The 17,392-nt window shown below is 66.3% G+C and carries 17 protein-coding genes; 14 read left to right on the plus strand and 3 right to left on the minus strand.

Features of this window, described 5'->3' with window-relative positions; translation table 11 throughout:
• Positions 1 to 128 precede the first annotated feature (128 nt).
• Complete coding sequence (locus tag MFF64_RS22175) at positions 129 to 1,280, plus strand: glycosyltransferase family 2 protein (RefSeq protein WP_238192401.1); 1,152 nt, start codon at positions 129 to 131, stop codon at positions 1,278 to 1,280.
• Positions 1,280 to 2,728: an oligosaccharide flippase family protein gene (locus MFF64_RS22180; RefSeq protein ID WP_238192402.1), complete on the plus strand. Its 1,449-nt coding sequence runs from the start codon at positions 1,280 to 1,282 to the stop codon at positions 2,726 to 2,728. Before MFF64_RS22175 ends, MFF64_RS22180 begins: the two co-directional genes overlap by 1 nt.
• Positions 2,729 to 3,191: 463 nt before the next feature.
• Here the strand turns inward: MFF64_RS22180 and MFF64_RS22185 are convergent, their stop codons facing one another.
• Positions 3,192 to 3,416 (minus strand): hypothetical protein, encoded by a 225-nt coding sequence (locus tag MFF64_RS22185; protein ID WP_165795666.1) that lies wholly within the window; start codon positions 3,414 to 3,416, stop codon positions 3,192 to 3,194.
• A 133-nt stretch (positions 3,417 to 3,549) separates the two neighbouring features.
• On the opposite strand from MFF64_RS22185, the gene MFF64_RS38625 reads away from it, so the two are divergent.
• The 3 genes from MFF64_RS38625 to MFF64_RS22200 all read left to right on the plus strand — a co-directional run bounded on the left by MFF64_RS38625 (position 3,550) and on the right by MFF64_RS22200 (position 5,970).
• The gene (locus tag MFF64_RS38625) at positions 3,550 to 3,717 is read left to right on the plus strand and encodes a hypothetical protein (protein ID WP_165795667.1); all 168 of its coding nucleotides are present in this window, start codon (positions 3,550 to 3,552) and stop codon (positions 3,715 to 3,717) included.
• Between the two features lie 688 nt (positions 3,718 to 4,405).
• Positions 4,406 to 5,290 carry a sensor histidine kinase gene (locus tag MFF64_RS22195; protein ID WP_238192403.1) on the plus strand — a complete coding sequence of 295 codons (885 nt, stop codon included), beginning with the start codon at positions 4,406 to 4,408 and terminating at the stop codon, positions 5,288 to 5,290.
• Positions 5,290 to 5,970, plus strand: coding sequence for a response regulator transcription factor (locus tag MFF64_RS22200; RefSeq protein ID WP_273557168.1), 681 nt, complete (start codon positions 5,290 to 5,292; stop codon positions 5,968 to 5,970). The genes MFF64_RS22195 and MFF64_RS22200 overlap by 1 nt, the downstream gene beginning before the upstream one ends.
• A gap of 39 nt (positions 5,971 to 6,009) precedes the next feature.
• Here the strand turns inward: MFF64_RS22200 and MFF64_RS22205 are convergent, their stop codons facing one another.
• On the minus strand, positions 6,010 to 6,348 hold the full coding sequence (locus tag MFF64_RS22205) for a hypothetical protein (RefSeq protein ID WP_238192405.1): 339 nt from the start codon (positions 6,346 to 6,348) through the stop codon (positions 6,010 to 6,012).
• A gap of 395 nt (positions 6,349 to 6,743) precedes the next feature.
• Between MFF64_RS22205 and MFF64_RS22210 the strand changes: the two genes are divergently transcribed.
• Together MFF64_RS22210 and MFF64_RS22215 are read left to right on the plus strand one after the other, a co-directional pair.
• The gene (locus MFF64_RS22210) at positions 6,744 to 7,433 is read left to right on the plus strand and encodes a sugar transferase (RefSeq protein ID WP_238192406.1); all 690 of its coding nucleotides are present in this window, start codon (positions 6,744 to 6,746) and stop codon (positions 7,431 to 7,433) included.
• Positions 7,434 to 7,520: 87 nt separating this feature from the next.
• Complete coding sequence (locus MFF64_RS22215; protein WP_238192407.1) at positions 7,521 to 9,662, plus strand: GumC family protein; 2,142 nt, start codon at positions 7,521 to 7,523, stop codon at positions 9,660 to 9,662.
• Between the two features lie 482 nt (positions 9,663 to 10,144).
• Here MFF64_RS22215 and MFF64_RS22220 read toward each other — a convergent pair whose 3' ends face one another.
• Positions 10,145 to 11,413 carry a polysaccharide biosynthesis/export family protein gene (locus MFF64_RS22220; protein ID WP_238192408.1) on the minus strand — a complete coding sequence of 423 codons (1,269 nt, stop codon included), beginning with the start codon at positions 11,411 to 11,413 and terminating at the stop codon, positions 10,145 to 10,147.
• 271 nt (positions 11,414 to 11,684) lie between these two features.
• On the opposite strand from MFF64_RS22220, the gene MFF64_RS22225 reads away from it, so the two are divergent.
• From MFF64_RS22225 to MFF64_RS22255, 7 genes are all read left to right on the plus strand, one after another.
• Positions 11,685 to 12,722 (plus strand): glycosyltransferase family 2 protein, encoded by a 1,038-nt coding sequence (locus MFF64_RS22225; RefSeq protein ID WP_238192409.1) that lies wholly within the window; start codon positions 11,685 to 11,687, stop codon positions 12,720 to 12,722.
• 30 nt (positions 12,723 to 12,752) lie between these two features.
• Positions 12,753 to 14,066, plus strand: a complete 1,314-nt coding sequence (locus MFF64_RS22230; RefSeq protein WP_238192410.1) for a glycosyltransferase family 4 protein — start codon at positions 12,753 to 12,755, stop codon at positions 14,064 to 14,066.
• Positions 14,067 to 14,260: 194 nt separating this feature from the next.
• A complete protein-coding gene (locus MFF64_RS22235; protein ID WP_238192411.1) occupies positions 14,261 to 15,025 on the plus strand; it encodes a glycosyltransferase family 2 protein in 765 nt (254 codons plus the stop codon).
• A complete protein-coding gene (locus MFF64_RS22240; protein ID WP_238192412.1) occupies positions 15,022 to 15,636 on the plus strand; it encodes a PI-PLC domain-containing protein in 615 nt (204 codons plus the stop codon). The genes MFF64_RS22235 and MFF64_RS22240 overlap by 4 nt, the downstream gene beginning before the upstream one ends.
• A complete protein-coding gene (locus MFF64_RS22245; protein WP_273557167.1) occupies positions 15,633 to 16,262 on the plus strand; it encodes an HAD family hydrolase in 630 nt (209 codons plus the stop codon). Before MFF64_RS22240 ends, MFF64_RS22245 begins: the two co-directional genes overlap by 4 nt.
• Positions 16,259 to 16,987 (plus strand): glycosyltransferase family 2 protein, encoded by a 729-nt coding sequence (locus tag MFF64_RS22250; protein WP_238192414.1) that lies wholly within the window; start codon positions 16,259 to 16,261, stop codon positions 16,985 to 16,987. Before MFF64_RS22245 ends, MFF64_RS22250 begins: the two co-directional genes overlap by 4 nt.
• The gene (locus tag MFF64_RS22255; protein WP_238192415.1) at positions 16,984 to 17,340 is read left to right on the plus strand and encodes a cupin domain-containing protein; all 357 of its coding nucleotides are present in this window, start codon (positions 16,984 to 16,986) and stop codon (positions 17,338 to 17,340) included. Before MFF64_RS22250 ends, MFF64_RS22255 begins: the two co-directional genes overlap by 4 nt.
• Positions 17,341 to 17,392 lie beyond the last annotated feature (52 nt).

Genomic DNA, 17,392 nt, shown 5'->3' on the forward strand with positions numbered 1-17,392 from the left:
CTGGGTCGCAGGCCGGACGCCCCACCGTTTGCGTAACCCAGACGTCCGTCCTGCCACAGCGACGGCGAAGCGATCGCCGGGCGATCGACCTTGGGAAATCTCGAGACAATCCGCGAGGCACGCGCGTCATGAACCTGAAGCGATTAACGGCGCGGAACGTCCACATTCCTCGCGGGGCGGTGCCGGTCGTCGTGCCGGTGCGCAACGAGATCGGCCTCCTTCCGCATTTCCTGCGCCATTACCGGCAGCTCGGCGCCGCCGCCTTCCTGTTCATCGACAACGGCTCGACCGACGGGAGCGTCGAGTACCTGAGCGAGCAGGAGGATTGCCACTTGTTCCAGTGCCTCGATTCGTACCGCGACGCCCGGTACGGCATGGCCTGGGTGACCCGCATCCTCCAGGAGCATTGCGAGGATAGGTGGTGCGTGGTCGTCGATTGCGACGAGCACCTCGTCTACCGGAACTGTGAGACGATCGATCTCGGCCGTTTCTGCGCCGAGATGCAGGCCAGGGGAGCCGACGTCGTCGCGGGTGCGATGATCGACATGTACCCGGGGGGCGACTACCTCTCGGTTGGCCTGTCCGCCGGGGACACCATCACCGAGGTCATGGCCCATTTCGACGCCGACTACGTGTTTCGCCCATGGCCGCGGCGGCCCTGGGACGTGCCTTCGACGAGATTCAAGCTCCAGGTCATCGGGGGCCCTCGCCTGCGCCTGCTGTCGAACCTCGACAGGGAACGCCGCCGCGGCGCCCTCCACTCCACCCTGTGCAATCAGGTCGACCGTTTCATCGACCGGATCCCGCTCGCCTGGGTCAGGGCCGTCGCGACGTATTGGCCCCGCGAGTTGCCGGCGCAGCAGAAGCACCCCATCAGCTATGTCCGCAAGGGCTTCGTCTTCCATGACGGGCATTGCAACTCGAATGGCGCCCTCGCCGACGAGTCGGTCGCGCTGCTGCATTTCAAGCTGTGCGAGGAGATCCACAAGCGCCTCAACCAGCCGACGCTGCTGGAGAACCACTACCGGCGCGGCTTGTCCTACGAGCAGCTGCGGCAATCCGTCCTGAAGTGGGGCGACCGGCCGCTGACCTATGCGGGAAGTCGGCGCTTCAGAACCTCGCGCGATCTCGCCGATCTCGGCCTGATCGGAGCGGCCGTCCCGCGGCTGTGGACGACGCCCGGTGTGGGCGAGGTGGTCACCCCACTCGCCGCGTCCCCGGAGCCCCAGGCCGACATCGCCTTCGCCTCCGCAGCCCAACTCGCCACGGGCCGGGACTGATGCTCGCGTCGATCAATGCCAGCCGGGCCTCGGCCTGGTCCTTCGCCGCGCGTCTCGTCGCCCAGCTGTCGAGCCTGCTGCTGCTGCTCGTCGCGGCACGGAGCTTGACCCCCGTGGACCTCGGCATCTTCGCCCTCGCCTCGGCGACGGCGATGCTGATCTCGCGCCTCGCCGAGGCCGGCTGGACCCAGTACGTCATGGCCTGGGAAGATCTCGGGCGGCCGCCCGCGACGGTGTTCTGGACCGGTCTCGGGGTGGCGCTCCTGGGCGGCCTTGCCGGCGTGGCGGGCGGCATGTCCTTCGTGTGGTTGGGCGGAAACGGGCCCTACGGCGAGCTGCTCGCAGGGCTCTCGCTGCTGATTCCGCTCGGAGCGGTGACGGCGCTCCAGTACGGCATCCTGGTTCGCGAGGGCCGCATCGGAACGATCGCGGCCATCACCATAGCCAGCGACGCTCTCGCTCTCGTGGCCGGCATCGGGTCGCTGCTCGCCGGCGGCGGTGTGACGGCCTTGTTGATGAGCCGGGCGGTGATGAACGTGGTCGCCCTGCTGGGATCCCTCGCCGCGGCTGCCTGGCTTCCGCGCTTCTCGTTCAACGGGCGAACCAGTGCCGGGGCGCTTCGCTTCGTGGCACGCCTGACGGCGACGCAGGTCATCGAGTTCGTGAGGAGCTATGGGGCGGAGTTCGTCCTCGCCCTGTTCCTGGGCACCGCCGAGGTCGCGATCTACCGGCTCTCCTCGCGCGTCGTGGGTGCGATCGGCGAACTGTTCTCGGAACCGCTCAGGATGCTCTCGTGGGCTTCCCTGTCCCGCTCGCGCGCCGGCGCAGAGACCGCCGGATGGCGCCCGCGCCTGGAAGGCGAGCGGATCGTGTTCGGAACGGCCCTGCTTGCCTTGCCAGCCTTCATCGGCCTGGCCCTCGTCTCCGGGAGCCTGGTTCAGGTGCTGCTCGGCGACGGCTGGACCGCGGCAGCCCCGGTGATCGCGATCCTGGCGATCGGGCGCCTGCTGTCGCTGCCGGCTGTGCTCGTCGAGCCGATGCTGGTCCTGGTCGGACAAGTCCGGTTGCTGCCGGTCATCACGACTCTGGCCTCGACGATCGGCCTGATCCTCCTGCTGGTGCTCGCCCCCTACGGTCCGGTCGGCGCGGCGAGCGCCCAGCTGCTCTCGGCCGTGGCGACACTCCCGATCGTGATCTGGGCGCAGACCCACTACGCCGAAGTGAGCTGGCAGCGCATCGCGCAGGACCTGAAAGCTGCCGCGCTCGCGGTGACGGCTCTCGCCATCGGCGTCGTCGCCGTGTCGTGGAAGGCCGACCAATGGCACCTGTCGTCATGGCTGTCCCTGACGGCCTGCATCGTCGTCGGAGGCGCGATCTACGGCTCGCTGATCGCGATGTCCTACCGCACGTTCTGCCGCATGCTCATGGGGGCGCTGCTGAGACCGTGACACGGATCTAAATAGACACTGGCTCTGATACCGTCGCGCCTTCATCGACGTGTTCGATGCGAAGGCGTTCGGCGCACCAGCGCCGGCGCCCATTCGGGCTTGCCTGGCGCCGTCGAACGAACCCGTCGGAGGCGCTACGGTATGGAGGCAGTACGCGGATGATCGCTTCGGACACCGCATCAGCGAGCCCGCGCGGCGCCTGAGCGAAGCCAGCTTCCGCATCGTGAAGCGGTCAATCGAAAGCCGTATGAAATAGTCGAAGCCAGCCCACACAGCTGCCATGCCGGCCGTCACGCCTGAAAACCCCCTGGCGCCGACGCCCGTTCCGGTTTGCCTTGCCCGTCCGAAGGAGCCCGTTCGAAGGCGCTGCGGTATAGCGGACGGCTTCTGTGGCGGATGAGCGTCCGTCCTCGCGGGCCAAGCGGCGAAAGCGGGCCCTCCCGGCAGAGGCTCGCTCGTCCCCTCATCGGCGTGGCAGCAGGACGAAGCCACGCTCGGCCTCGTGAAGCGTTACCACTTTCGAGGCGATGCCGTGGTCAGCCGCCACCTTCGCCGCGCGCTCGCCCGCGCAGCACTCGTCGACATAGGAACGGTTCGTGCTGTTATACCCTCGCGCCTTCGCGTCGACGTGTCGATGCGAAGGCGACCGGCGCATCAGCGCCGGCGCCCGTTCGGGCTTGCCTGGCACCTTCTAACGCGTCCGTTCGAAGGTGCGGCGGTATTACCGGTGCCTCCTGCCCGGCCTCCGCCAGCTCGGACACGGTGGAGCAGCCATCGGCATCGGCGGGCATCGCGCGGCACGCCACGCCGGAACGAACCAGATGGCGCAGCCCGTCGAACACCTCGCGCAGGCGATGCCTGCGCTGCAGCATCGGGCAGAGCGCGACCAGTGCCCATTCTTCATCGCCGACATCGGATGGGGAGGCGTGGCGGGACCGCATCACTCCAAACTGCCCCACCTCGAGGTCCGATACAGCCTCAAGACGTAACTATCATATGTTATTCTTTCGATCGCGCCCTACGACTCAACGAACAACCGGATGCTGATCTAAAAAAATTTGATATGAGCGATTCTTGCTGAGTTGCTGTCGTGAGACAGCGGCAGTGATCTCGGCATAATCTCGTATATCGACCCAATATACATGAATCATTAAAATAATGACACGATTTTTTACATAAATGAGTGCAGGCTTGTGATAAAAACCCGCACTGGAAGCCATTTATGATCGCTAAGATATGGGGCAAATTCCCATATATCGATTTGCTGGGGATTTCAGTAAATCAATCATATGAAATATATCGATTACTTGCTGATTTATATTCACTGACTGCCCTAGCGTGTTAGCGCTATTGTTGAACGAGCCAACTGAGATAAGGCGCGATCATCCCGGCATATTCATGAATAGTCGGACTTTTTCGGTGCAATCTTATTGCATAACTTGCTTTGGGGTCCGAAAAAATCAGCTGTCTGCATGCATATGACAGGACAATATGCTGGTGACCACTCGATCGTTTCATGCTTTTATAACCCTCAAGGAGCAGCGCATTGACTCAGGTCGCACATACTCCTTTTGGATGAAGCGATCTGAATCAACGCGGTAATGAGCATCCGGCATTTGGGAGGGTGACGACCGAGGGCAACCGATCCGTCGTCGTTTCTAGATTTCGGAGCTGACCATGTCGTATTCAGAACATTGTGAGCCAGTCGCCGGAGCACTCGTCAGTTCACAATCGCACGGCCATCAGCTGATCTCTCGGATGCGTGGCGTTAGGAAGATCACCTCGGACTTCGTCATCCGGTTGCAGGATGCGAGCCCCATCCAGTACGTGCGGTCCTTGGGCCACCGGAGGCAGCATCGCTCCTCGGCCTCGTCGCACGTGCGATGGAACCCCACTGTCCGCGACCGCGATGCGGCCTGGACTCTCCTGGAGCAGGCTCGTCAGGAGGAGCGGCTGCGCCTGGCCCGTGACCTCCACGACCAGACCGGGCAGCAGATCGCTTGCATCAAGCTCGGCCTACACATCCTGAAGCAAGATCTGGCGCCGGCGGAAGCCAGCAAGATCGGCGCGCTGACCGAACTCGTCGACGAGCTGGCGCACGATATTGGCCGCGCCATCGCGGATCTGCGGCCGCCTGGCCTCGATTGCTTCGGTCTGGTCCCGACGCTTCAGATGCTCTTCGAGGACTGGGCCAGGCAGAGCGGCGTCACGGTCGAGTTCAAGGTCGACGTGCCATGCCTGCCTTCGCTCCAGCCTGATCTCGAAGTGACCCTCTATCGTGTGGCGCAGGAAGCCCTGACCAACATCATGAGGCATGCGGGAGATGCAACTTATGTTAGGTGTTATATCCATCATACAAAATCAGAGTTGTATATGTCAATCCGGGATGACGGTGCGGGGTTCGACCGCACCACACGTCCCTCTCCCGCGAGACGGAGGGGCTGGGGGATTGAGGGCATGCGGGAACGGGTCGCGCGCGTCGGTGGCAAGCTGCTGATCGACTCGGCGCCGGCCGCCGGCACATGGGTTCAGGTCATAGTCCCAGTGCGGAGTGCAGCATGATGAATTCGGACTCGCGAACCAAGTCCCGGATCCTGATCGCCGACGACCATCCTATGTTCCTCGCCGGCATCCGCATGCTTCTGACGAGCGCGGCGGACATCGAGATCGTCGGTGAGGCCAATACCGGCAGCCGCGCCCTGCGCCTGATTTCGGAGACGCGGCCCGACATCGCGGTCCTCGACATCTCGATGCCGGAGATGCACGGGATCGCGGTGACGAAGCGGCTCATGGCCGAGGCGGTGTCGACACATGTCGTGCTGCTGAGCGCGCACGACGATCCCACCTACGTTCGCCAAGCCCTCGGCGCCGGCGCGCGGGGCTACGTCCTCAAGAACTCGGCTGGCGACAACCTGATACAGGCGATCAGAGCCGTGAGCAGCAGCGGACTCTATCTCGATCCCGCCATCGCGGAACGGTGCCTGCCGGCGAGCGATCTCGCCGGTTCGCGCATGAATGGCACCGGCGAACGCGGTGCCCTCCCGCTCACCGACCGGGAACGAGACGTCATCCGCCTCATCGCCCTCGGCTTCACCAACAAGGAAGTCGCAGCCAAGCTCGGCGTGACGACGAAGTCGGTCGAAACTTACAAGACCCGGGCGAGCGAAAAGCTCGACCTCCGTTCGCGGTCCAAGATCGTCCAGTATGCGATCCTGCAAGGATGGTATCACAACGCACTGTAGGCGGCCGGCGAGGCCCGGCTGCGCGATCCGTACGCGACTTCAGCGCCCGGGATGGTTGGTGCGGCGGGCGACGATCGGCGGGTCCGACCGGGGCTTCTCGGTCTGCGCCTGGACCGCGGGATCGGGAGTTGACGCTCGGAAGCGTTCTCGTATGGCCCGCAGAATGACGCCGATGCCGTAGCCCACCTGAACTGCAACGATCGCCACGACGACGTTGGCGGCAGTCGAGGACGGGCCGACGATGCCGACGAGGCTCAGCCCCGCGCCGAAGACGAGCGCCACGATCACAGCACAGAGCACCGCCAGCAGGGCCGGCAGCCGCGCGAATGTCCCGAGCAAGGTGCCCGCGGCCAAGAGGCAGATTGCGTAGGGCACCATCTCGAACTCCAGATCCGTGGCCTGCCTGGACTGATGCGATCCTCAGATGCTCGCTTCCAACGACGGCATCGGCCCAAAGATCCGTTCCGGAACCGAACGATTCCGGAACGCGCCGGATCAGCGCAGCGATCCCCGAGTCACGAGCGCTCGTGTGCGGAAAAACCTGACAATTCCATCAATATTCTTACGCCGTGATTGGCATCCCCGACTCCTCAATCAGCTTAGAGTTAGATAATTAAGAAATCATTAAGGCAAGCTTTGGCCCCCTGAGGAATAGCTGCTGCCCAGTCGTTCGAACCCCTCGTCCGTGGCAGCTCAGTCCGGCTGTGGCGGCGTCCCTCCTTGGCTTGCCTGATTGCCCTGTTGCTTGGTGCTCGATCCCGATGGGAGGTGTCATGCTTATCGAACGTTCCGCAGAAGCGACGGCGATACCGCTGAACGACGTTGCCCGCGACCACGCCCTCAGGGCCCCGGCACTCAGCCGCGCGAAGCGGACGCTGGACATCGTCGCCGCTGGCGGCGCGCTTGCCATGTTCGGCATACTCCTCGGGATCATCGCTCTCGCCATCCTGATCATGGAGGGCCGGCCGATTCTCATCCGCCATCGCCGCATCGGCCGGAATGGCGTCAGCTTCCCGTGCTTCAAGTTCCGCACCATGGTGCGGGATGCCGATGCGGCGCTGTCCCGGTATCTCGCCAGCCATCCCGAGGCGTCGGCCGAGTGGCGGGAGACCCACAAGCTGAAGCGCGATCCCCGCGTGACGCCGCTGGGCCGCGTCCTGCGGGACACCAGCCTCGACGAACTGCCGCAGCTCTTCAACATACTGCGTGGCGAGATGAGCCTCGTCGGTCCCCGTCCGATCGTCGCCGACGAGATCAAGCGCTACGGGATCGCCTTCGCGGATTACAAGGCGGTGCGCCCGGGCCTGACCGGCCTCTGGCAATGCAGTGGCCGCAACGACGTCAGCTACGAGCAGCGCGTGCAGATGGACTCTCAGTATGTCAGATCCTGGTCGCTCTACAGCGATCTGGCAATCATCGTCAAGACAGTGCCGGCTGTGATTAAATCTCGCGGCGTATATTGAAATAGAAATACAATCTCTGCCAATCGATTTTCAACTGTGTCGTCATATTGTGACGACACGTCTTTCGCTGTCGTCTGACGAGGACGGATGATGCTGCGCGTTGACCCTGCGCGACTGCCGATGCCCCCGTCCGGGGCGGGGTCGCCAGCTCCACCAATCACTCTGCGGTCGTTCGGAGGCGTACTGCGGCAATCTTGGCCCATCATCGCCGCCTGCATTGTGCTCTGCGTCGCAGGTGCGGCCTCGTTCGTCATGCTGAGCGTACCGGTCTACTCGGCGGCGACGCAGCTCCTGATCGAGCCTCAGCGGCAACAGCAATTGCTGTCCTTCGAAGCGGGCATGCTGGATCTCACGCTCGACAATGCTCAGGTCGAGAGTCAGATCGAATTGCTGCGCTCCGAACGGATCACCTCGGCCGTGGTCAAGGCTCTCGGCCTGAGCGAGGATCCTGAGTTCCAGCGCGAAGACGGCTGGCTCAGCTGGCTGCGCGGCTCGCCGGAGACGCCCGCCAGGGACGCCGAATCCGAGCGCGTGCGGGTGGCGACCGCGATCCTGACCCGCCGCGTCGGCGTACGGCGGGTCGGCCAGTCCTACGTCATCGAGATCACGGCGCAGGCCTTCCGACCCGAGCGCGCGGCCGAGGTCGCCAACGCGTACACGGACGCGTACATGCGCGATCAGTTCGACGCCAAGGCCCGGGTCGCCCGCAGCGGCGCCGACTGGCTCCAAGCGCGGATCAGCGACCTGCGCGTGGAGCTGAATGGGAGCGCCCGGGCCGTCGAGGACTTCAAGATCCGGAACGATCTGGCGAGCGGGCATAGCGGCCTGCTCGTCGAGCAGCAGCTGAGCGAGATGAACAGCCAACTCGTGACGGCACGGGCGCAGACGACCCAGGCCTCCGCGCGGCTCGCTCGCATCCAGGCCGTGCTCCAGGCCGGGACCAGCACCGCGGCGGTAGCCGAGATCCTGAACAACCAGGTGATGACCAACCTGCGACAGCGGCAGCAGGATGCCGCCCAGCGGGAGGCCGAGGCCCGCGAGCGCTACGGCCCGGAACACAGCTCGGTCGTGGCAGCGCGGGGCGAGGTGGAGCAGGCGGAGCGCGACGTCGCGACGGAGGTCCGGCGCATCGCGCAGATCTACCTGAGCGACCACGACATCGCGGTGAGCCGCGAGCGCGGCATCGAGTTACGGATCCGGCAGCTCATCGCCGAGGCCGATCGCCGCCGTCTGGCCCGCGTGACGCTGTCCGAGTTGGAGGCACAGGCTCAGAGCTACCGCAGGATGTACCAGAACCTTCTCGAGAAGCTGTCGGAGACGGTCCAGAAGGAGACGCTGCCGGTGACGAGCGCTCGGGTCATCGCTCCGGCGACGACTCCGCTCGACAAGAGCAGCCCGCGCGGAAAGCTCACGCTCGCCCTGGGCACGGCGGTCGGCCTGCTCCTGGGCGTCGCGATCAGCACGGTCCGCTACACCCTCGACCAGACGGTGCGCAGCAGCGCCGACCTTCAGCGGGTCCCGGGCCTGTCCTGCCTCGCCCTGCTCCCGGCGGTTGGCAAGCGCCTCCGGGGGCGCGCAAAGCCCCTGGGGCTGGAGGCGATCGACGCACCCTTCTCGGGTTATACCCGAGCGCTCCGAGGGGTGAAGATCGCCCTCGACATCGCGAGGGAAGGACGCACGGTCGGGACGCTGGGCATCACGTCCGTGTCCAGCGGCGAGGGCAAGACCAGCGTCGCCCTCAACCTGGCATGCCTATCGGCGCAAGCGAACTGCCGCACGCTCCTCATCGATGCGGATTTCCTCGACTGCTCCCTCACCCGGATGCTGGCGCCCGGCGCGACGGAGGGGCTTCTCGAAATGCTCGCCGACGGGCGCGACACGATTCTCCCGACCCGGGTTCCAAACCTCGACATTCTGCCCGCGGTGTTCAGCGCCCGGCCGGCGCAGTCGAGCGACATCCTTCGCTCCAAGCAGATGCACGAGGTGTTGAACCGGGTGGCGGGAACCTACGACCTGGTCGTGCTGGACCTGAGCGCCATGCAGGCGACGACGGATGCACGGGCGATCGGCCGGATTCTCGACGGCATGATCCTTGTGGCCACCTGGGGCGAAACGGAGCGCGACAGTGTCGAGATGGCGGCCATCACGCTCGAGGCGGCGTACTGCCGGCTCCTCGGCGTCGTCCTGAACAAGGTGCGCGACGGCGGGGCGGTCGCTCGCGCGGTTTGAGCGTCATCCCCGACGGACCATCCGGCCCGGCCAGATGCGGCGATGCGGAGGCGGGATCGCCGGCAGGCCGGCTCGACCGCCGCTCTGCCGGCAAGGGGGCAGCCCCACGCCACCGCGCCGGGACAGTCGGGTCGACACCACCGCGGACCGCAAGTCCAGCCATGAACCCCCCGAGACGGCGAGGCTCGATGAACCTCCTTCTCACTCGATGCAGTCCCGATCAAGGCGCGACGCCCGATCAAGGCGCGACGAGAGCCACGCAGGCATCGGCGAGGGCCCGCCGCGGCAGGATCCAAGGCCTCGCCCGATTCTCCGATCCTGCCGCCGGCGCGTCGGACGGTTCTCGACGGAGCGCACCCGTGGATCGCTGCGAAACCGCGTCGCGTCGCCTCGATCGGCTTCGCTCGCGTGCGCGCAGAGCAGAGCGCCGCGCCGCGCGAGCTCTCGGGCGGGCTCTCGGGATGGAGCATCCGAAAGCCGCGTCAGCCGCCCCGTCCCACGACCGCGGAGGTTCTATCGGCTTCCGCCTGACTCCGCTGCGGCGCATCCTCGATGAGTGGTCCTTCCACCTTCAGCACGTCGCCGGGCTGGACCGTGTCCGTTTCGCCGGCGGCGATCTCCCGGATGCCGTCGGCCTCCCGTCGCACAAGCGCGTAGGTGGCCGGACGGCGTTCGGCGATCCGGCGGGCCAGGATCGCCTGCGGGACGGTGACCTCGCTGTCGGTCAGCAGAGCGCGCATCGTGTCCACCTTCTCTTGCAGCTTGGCGAGCTTCGTCTGCGTCTCGCGAAGATCGGTCAGCACCGTGCTCTGGCGCTGGTTGCGCAGGTCCAGGATCGTCCGGTCGTTGCGGCTGATGTCCTGGCGCGACCGGGAGATCGCCAGCGCGATGTCGAGGCGGGCGCTCTCCATCTGGGCGACGGTCTGCTCGAGGGCGAGCTGGCGCGGGCTGATCGCCAGGCCCCGCTGCATCAGCGAGTTGATGTTGTCGAGCTCCTTGCGCGCGAGACCGAGCTGGCGGTCTTGCGAGACGGCCTTCTCCTGCAGAGTGCTGATCTCGGCATCGATCAGGATCTTGGACTGCGTCAGCGCGTCGATCTGCGAGCGCAGGGCCGTGCGCCGGGCATCGAACAGCGCCTCCTCCTCGCGGATGGCATCGGCGACGGCCGGGATCCCTTTGCGCTCGGTCACCGCCTCGGGGAAGGCGATCGCGGCGTCCCCGCGCGTTTCCGCCTGCAGCCGGGCGCGGCGCGCCAGCAGGGCGCTACGCTCGATCATGAGATCGCGCAGTTCGCCTCGGGCATTGATGACCTCGCGGGCGAGGCGTTGTCCGCCCACGGGCGTCTCGCGGTAGAAGCCGCCGGCCAGGCTGACGGCCTGAAGCACAGTGAGCCGGGGGCGGTAGGGATAGGCTCCGGGCTTGTCCACCTGTCCCACGACGAAGAACGGCCGGAACTGGGCGACCTCCACCGACGCGTCGGGCCGCGACACGAGGCCGACCCTCTGCTGGAGCTTTTCGCCGATGAGGTTGGCCAGCTCGCTCGTCGTCATCCCGCCCGCGGTGACTTCGCCGACGAGGGGCAGCGCCAGCCTGCCTCCGGCGTCAACGAGGAACTCTCCGGTCAGCGCCTCCCATTCGTAGCTCTCGCCGCGAGCCGCACGCCACTCGGTGACCTTGAGGCGGACGCGGTCTTCGGGGCCGAGGCGATACACGTCGGGCGCCGCAGCCACCGGACCAGCCAGCCCGCTCACGATCACCGCCGCACACAGAAGGGAATGTCGGAACATGGCAGATCTCGCTTCTCGTTGCCGCACCGATAGCACGCAGGGATCATCTCATTCGTGGTATCAGCGGAATATGGGGTAATGTCAATCCAACTATTGTGAATTTGTCTGTTTTATGTTTTACTTGTGAGGCAATAAGCGCTCGTCACGCTGTGGAGTGCGGACAATGACTGTTGCAATGTTTATCAGGAACAGCAGAAGCAGGTCGAAATCGGCCTGGTCTCACCTCGCGTCTGAGGTGGCGGGCGCGGCGGGCGCGGCGCTCGGCTATGTCTGGGTCTACGGGCTCCTGGGCGGAATCACGCTGATCGACTGGTTCCATCGCCTGCGCCACGCCGGCAGCTTCCGGACGAACCCGTCGGACGGGCCGGATCTTCGCGCCGATGCGCGGACCGGGGACCGGCGGCGCGCCCTGCGGATCGCGGTCGGGATCGCGACCGCTGGGCGTCCTGCCATTGCCCGGGAGACGCTCCGGCGCCTCCGCCTCCAGACCCGGCAGCCTGACATCGTGGTCGCGGCGGTGCCGACGCTGGCCGATCTCGATCTCGCCCCGGACGAGGCGGATCCACTCGTCCTCGTGGGGGACCGTGGGCTGACGCGGCAGCGGAACGCGATCCTGGCGGCCGTGGACGATGCCGACCTCGTCTGCTTCTTCGACGACGATTTCGTCCCGGCCCCGACCTACCTGGAGTCCATGGAGCACGCCTTCCTGGCGAATCCAGACCTCGTCGGCGCGACGGGGGTCGTCGTGGCGGACGGCATCACCGGTGCGGGCTATGCCGTCGAGGACGCTGAGCGCTTCCTCGAGGGCCGGATCGGTGCGGCTGCCTCGATCCCGGTCTACAATGCCTATGGCTGCAACATGACGTTCCGCGTCTCGGCGATCCGCGCCGGCGGCTTGGAGTTCGACGAGGCTCTGCCGGCTTACGGCTGGCTGGAGGATGTCGACTTCAGTCGCCGCATCGCGCGCTTCGGGCACCTGGAGCGGATTGGGCCGGCAGTCGGCGTGCATCTCGGGGTGAAGGGCGGCCGGCAATCCGGCCGGCGTTTCGGCTACTCCCAGATCGCCAATCCGCTCTACCTCGTCGGCAAGGGCAGCTTCGCCTGGCCACGCGCGGCTTGGCTCATGGCGCGCAACATCGCCATGAACCTGGTGCGCTCCCTCCGGCCCGAGCCCCACATCGATCGCCGCGGTCGGGTCGCCGGCAACGTGCGCGCCCTCGCCGACCTCGTGCGCGGCCGGCTGCATCCCACCCATATCGTCCGCCTTCCCTGAGGCGGCTGTTCACCCGACGAGGATCCGCTGATGATCGACAGGGTGGTTGTTCTGAGCGACGACGCCGTCGAGAGCGGCGGGGCGGCTGGGATCGCCCTGCGCTCCGTGCGATTGCTGGCCGGGCGCGACATTCCGGTGACGATCCTCAACGGGAGTGCTGAGCCCGACGGCGCGGAGCGATGGCGGGCCTTGCCCAGGGTCGAGCTCCACTCCCTCGGCGGCCTCAGCCTGATGCAGGGAGGGCGCGGAGCGGCCGCGGCCCGGGGGGTGTTCAGCCTGCCGGCCCTGCGCTTCGTCGCCGAATGGATCCGGGCCAACGACACGCCCGGCACGGTCTACCACCTGCACAACTGGCACAAGGTGCTCTCTCCTTCGGTCTTCCGTCCCCTCGGCAGCGTGGCGGAGCGGCTGGTGATGACGGCGCACGATTACTTTCTGGTGTGCCCGAACGGCGGCCAGTTCGATTTTCAAGCCGGGACGTCCTGCGATCGCGTGCCGCTCTCAGGGGCTTGCCTGACGACGCAATGCGACCGGCGTCACTATGGCCACAAGCTCTGGCGCGTCGCGCGCCACGCCGTTCGGCAGGGCATGATCGACCTCGCCCGCTCACCCGCCACCGTGCTCGCGGTCCATGACGGAATGGTCCCGCTCCTCGTCCGGGGAGGCGTCGCCCACGACCGGGTAGCCGTGCTGCGCAATCCGGTCGTCCCCTGGCGAACGACGCGCGTCGAAGCCGAGCGCAACGGCGACGTCCTGTTCGTCGGCCGGCTGGAACGCGACAAGGGGGTCGACGTGGTTGCGGCTGCCGCCTGCAAGGCCGGCCTGCCGCTGACGATCATCGGTGACGGGCCACTCCGGGACGAACTCGCGCAGATCCATCCCGGAGCGCGGATCCTGGGCTGGCGCTCGCCGGAGGAGATCGCTGGCCTCGTCGGCACGGTGCGCTTCGCGGTCGTTCCGACCCGCTGGCGCGAGACGTTCGGGCTCGTGACCCTCGAGGCGATTGCGAGCGGGCTGCCGGTGCTCGTCTCACGGCACGCGCTCATCGCCCGAGAGGCGGAGGCCCTCGGCTGTGTGCAGGTCTGCGACCCCTACGACCCCGTCGCCCTCGCCGCCGCCATGAGTCGCCTCGCCCGGGACGACGACGCCGTGCGGCGGATGAGCGAGGCGGGGTTCGCCCGGTCCGCCATCCTCGCACCACGCCCGGAGGCCTGGTGCGACCAGCTCGTCGGCCTCTACGAGCGCGTGCTCGCACGCTCCCAGGAGGCCCACCAGGACCGCCCCCGTGCAGCACCCCGCCCGGCCGCGAGGCCTGGTCAGGAGCGGGCCAATCTTCCGGGATAACGGTCACGCAGGGTTTAGCTGTCCCAATTCGGTTTTTCCTGACATGTCTGCTCCGGTTTCTCGCCTATGCTCGGTTTCGGCAAAAATTTTTACCCCATGACACGAGAGATCGCTGGCGTGTCATCGTCATCACGATTGAATGCTGCTCGTGCCGGAGACCGGCGCGACGGCACCCGTTTATCCGCGAGGTTCGGATGCCGCAGGAATTGACGATCGTCGTACCAATGGCCGGGCTGGGCAGTCGCTTCAGCCAGGCAGGCTACGTCGATCCCAAGCCGCTCATCAGGATCCACGATGTCCCGATGATCCGGCTGGTCATCGAGAACCTGCGGCCGAGCCGGCCGCATCGCTTCGTGTTCGTGTGCCAGCGCAGTCACGTCGCGGCGTTCGGCTTGGCGGAGAGGTTCGCGCAATGGGCACCGGGCTGCGCGATCGTGCAGCTGGACGGTCTCACCGCCGGGGCGGCCTGCACCGTTCTGGCCGCGCGGGAGCATTTCGGCGACGGCGCGCTCATGATCGCCAACAGCGACCAGTACATCGACGCGCCGATCGACCGATACCTGGGCGTCCTCGACGAGGGCTATGACGGCGTTATCATGACGATGACGGCGAGTGACCCGAAATGGTCGTTCGTCGAGGTCGATGCGGACGGCCTCGTCCGGCGTGTGGTCGAGAAGGAGGTCATCTCCAACGAAGCCACGACGGGGATTTACAGCTTCGCCAAGTGCTCGGATTTCGTGCGGTCCGCGGAGGCGATGATCGGGGCCGACAGACGGGTCAATGGCGAGTTCTACGTCGCACCGGTCTACAACGAGATGATCGCCGGGGGCAGCCGCATCGCCATCAGCAGCGTGGGAACGGATCTCGCCGGTATGCACGGCCTCGGCACGCCCGCCGACCTCGATGCATTCCTGGCCTCCCCCGTCTCCCGCCGTTCGGTATCGGCCTGCCTCTCATGAACATCATCAGTCATCGCGGGCTGTGGCTCGACGGCGCGGAGAAGAACTCGGCCGCGGCATTCCTGCGAACGCGGGACCAGGGTTTCGGCACCGAGACCGATGTCCGCGACGCTGGCGGGCGGCTGGTGGTCTCGCACGACCCCCCCACCGGGCCGGCGATGCTCTGGCACGAGGCGGTCGCGCTGTTCTCGGGAACGGGCCTGCCCCTTGCGGTGAACGTCAAGGCGGATGGTCTCGCCGACATGCTGCGCGAGGCGTTCGCCGGTACCGACGTGTCGTGGTTCGCCTTCGACATGTCGGCGCCCGAGATGGTGCGCTACCGGCGGGCAGGACTGCCCTACTACACCCGGCACAGCGACGTCGAGCCGGACCCGATCCTCTACGACAAGGCACAAGGCGTCTGGCTCGACGCTTTCGACGGAGCCTGGTTCGACAACTCGCACGTCGAGCGCCACCTCCGGGCCGGCAAATCGGTTTGCGTCGTCTCGCCCGAACTGCACGGCCGCGATCCTGCCGGCCTGTGGGAACAACTGGCCCGGCTGCGGACCCAGCCGGCCCTGACGCTCTGCACCGACCAGCCCATCGCTGCCCGGGAGTACTTCGCGATATGATACGGGCCATCGTCTTCGACATGGACGGCGTCCTGATCGACGCCAGAGAGTGGCATTACGATGCCCTCAACCGCGCCCTCGGGCTCTTCGGCATGGAGATCAGCCGAGCCGACCACCTCACGACGTTCGACGGGCTTCCGACCCGGCGCAAGCTGGAGATCCTCAGCGTCACGACGGGCCTGCCGCACGCCTTGCATCGTTTCATCAACGACCTCAAGCAGGTCTACACCATGGAGATCCTCGCGGTCCGCTGCAAGCCGGTGTTCTCCCACCAATACGCGCTCGCGACGCTGAACGCGCGGGGCTACAGGCTGGCCGTCGCGTCGAACTCGGTCCGCCGGACCGTTGCGGCGATGATGGATCGGGCGCACCTTGCCGATTACATCGACGTCATGCTGTCGAATCAGGACGTGGGCCGGTCGAAGCCGGATCCGGAGATCTACCGCGCCGCGATGGAGCGGCTGGAAGTGCGCCCGGAAGAAACGCTCATTCTCGAGGACAACGATCACGGCATCCAGGCGGCGCGCGCCTCCGGCGCGCACGTCCTCGTCGTCCGCGACGTGAACGACGTGAATCTCGGGACGATAGACCGCCGGCTGGCTGAACTCGGAGGCCTTCCCCGATGAACATCCTCATCCTGGCCGCCGGGGACTACGCGGCGGAGCAGACCGAGCGCCGATTTCCGATCTGGATGTCGGAGGTCGACGGCGTTCTCGTCTTGGAGCGTCAGATCAGGGCGCTTCGCAAGGTCGGCGACGCCCGCTTCATCTTCGCTTTCCGGCAGGCTGATGCGGATGCGTTCTTTCTCGCCGACATCGTCGAGCAGGTGGCCCCCGGCAGCAAGGTCATCACGATCCGGCGGGAGACTGGCGGGGCAGCCTGCACGGCGCTGCTGGCAGCCGACGCCGTCGATATGGATGACGAGTTGATCGTGGCGAGCGCCACCGATCAGATCGACGTCGACATCGCCGACTGCATCGTCCGATTCCGGTCCCGGCGTGCCGACGCAGGCGTGCTGACTTTCCCGTCCCTGCATCCGCGCTATTCCTACGTGCGGATCGATGCGGAGGGCTGGGTCGTCGAGAGTGCCGAGAAGCGCCCGATCAGCCGGGCGGCCAGCGCCGGCCTCTACTGGTTTGCCCGCTCCCAGGACTTCTTCGATGCGGCCAGCGAGATGATCCTGAAGGACGCCCATGTCCATGGACGGTTCTACATCTGCCCCGCGCTGAACGAACTGGTGTTGCGGCACAAACGCATCGACGCCATTGGGATCGAGCAAGAACAATACCATCCCCTCAAGTCGGAGCGCGGGCTGACGAACTTGGCCGGCGGAACGGAGGCCTACGCATGAAGTCGGCGCGCCTCGAGGAGATGACGAAGGGCTGGATCGTCGGTGATTTCGTTCCCGCCGTCCTGAACAGTACAGCGATGGAAGTCGCCATCAAGCACTACCGGTGCGGCGATCGGGAGGCACTCCATCACCACAAGGTGGCGACCGAAGTGACGGCCATCGTATCGGGCCACGTCACGATGTGCGGACGGAATTGGGGGCCGGGCGACGTCATCACGATCGAGCCCGGCGAAGCGACGGCGTTCACGGCACTCACCGACGCGGTCACGGTCGTTGTGAAGGCACCTTCCGTCAAGGACGACAAGTTCTCGGGGGAGGTCCCTCCGCACGAGCGTTCGTCGACGCGCCTTTGATCCGGCTGGGGCGACCGGACCGAGGGCCGTATCGGCGGCTGCGCGGAGCGGA

Source organism: Methylobacterium frigidaeris, from assembly GCF_022179185.1.
GTDB lineage: Bacteria > Pseudomonadota > Alphaproteobacteria > Rhizobiales > Beijerinckiaceae > Methylobacterium > Methylobacterium frigidaeris.

Coding starts and splice junctions, on each gene's coding strand:
- MFF64_RS22175 (WP_238192401.1), top strand. CDS start 129: ATGAACCTGAAGCGATTAACGGCGCGGAACGTCCACATTCCTCGCGGG.
- MFF64_RS22205 (WP_238192405.1), bottom strand. CDS start 6,348: ATGGTGCCCTACGCAATCTGCCTCTTGGCCGCGGGCACCTTGCTCGGG.
- MFF64_RS22235 (WP_238192411.1), top strand. CDS start 14,261: ATGCCGCAGGAATTGACGATCGTCGTACCAATGGCCGGGCTGGGCAGT.
- MFF64_RS22210 (WP_238192406.1), top strand. CDS start 6,744: ATGCTTATCGAACGTTCCGCAGAAGCGACGGCGATACCGCTGAACGAC.
- MFF64_RS38625 (WP_165795667.1), top strand. CDS start 3,550: ATGGCGCAGCCCGTCGAACACCTCGCGCAGGCGATGCCTGCGCTGCAG.
- MFF64_RS22180 (WP_238192402.1), top strand. CDS start 1,280: ATGCTCGCGTCGATCAATGCCAGCCGGGCCTCGGCCTGGTCCTTCGCC.
- MFF64_RS22255 (WP_238192415.1), top strand. CDS start 16,984: ATGAAGTCGGCGCGCCTCGAGGAGATGACGAAGGGCTGGATCGTCGGT.
- MFF64_RS22245 (WP_273557167.1), top strand. CDS start 15,633: ATGATACGGGCCATCGTCTTCGACATGGACGGCGTCCTGATCGACGCC.
- MFF64_RS22250 (WP_238192414.1), top strand. CDS start 16,259: ATGAACATCCTCATCCTGGCCGCCGGGGACTACGCGGCGGAGCAGACC.
- MFF64_RS22215 (WP_238192407.1), top strand. CDS start 7,521: ATGATGCTGCGCGTTGACCCTGCGCGACTGCCGATGCCCCCGTCCGGG.
- MFF64_RS22230 (WP_238192410.1), top strand. CDS start 12,753: ATGATCGACAGGGTGGTTGTTCTGAGCGACGACGCCGTCGAGAGCGGC.
- MFF64_RS22195 (WP_238192403.1), top strand. CDS start 4,406: ATGTCGTATTCAGAACATTGTGAGCCAGTCGCCGGAGCACTCGTCAGT.
- MFF64_RS22200 (WP_273557168.1), top strand. CDS start 5,290: ATGAATTCGGACTCGCGAACCAAGTCCCGGATCCTGATCGCCGACGAC.
- MFF64_RS22240 (WP_238192412.1), top strand. CDS start 15,022: ATGAACATCATCAGTCATCGCGGGCTGTGGCTCGACGGCGCGGAGAAG.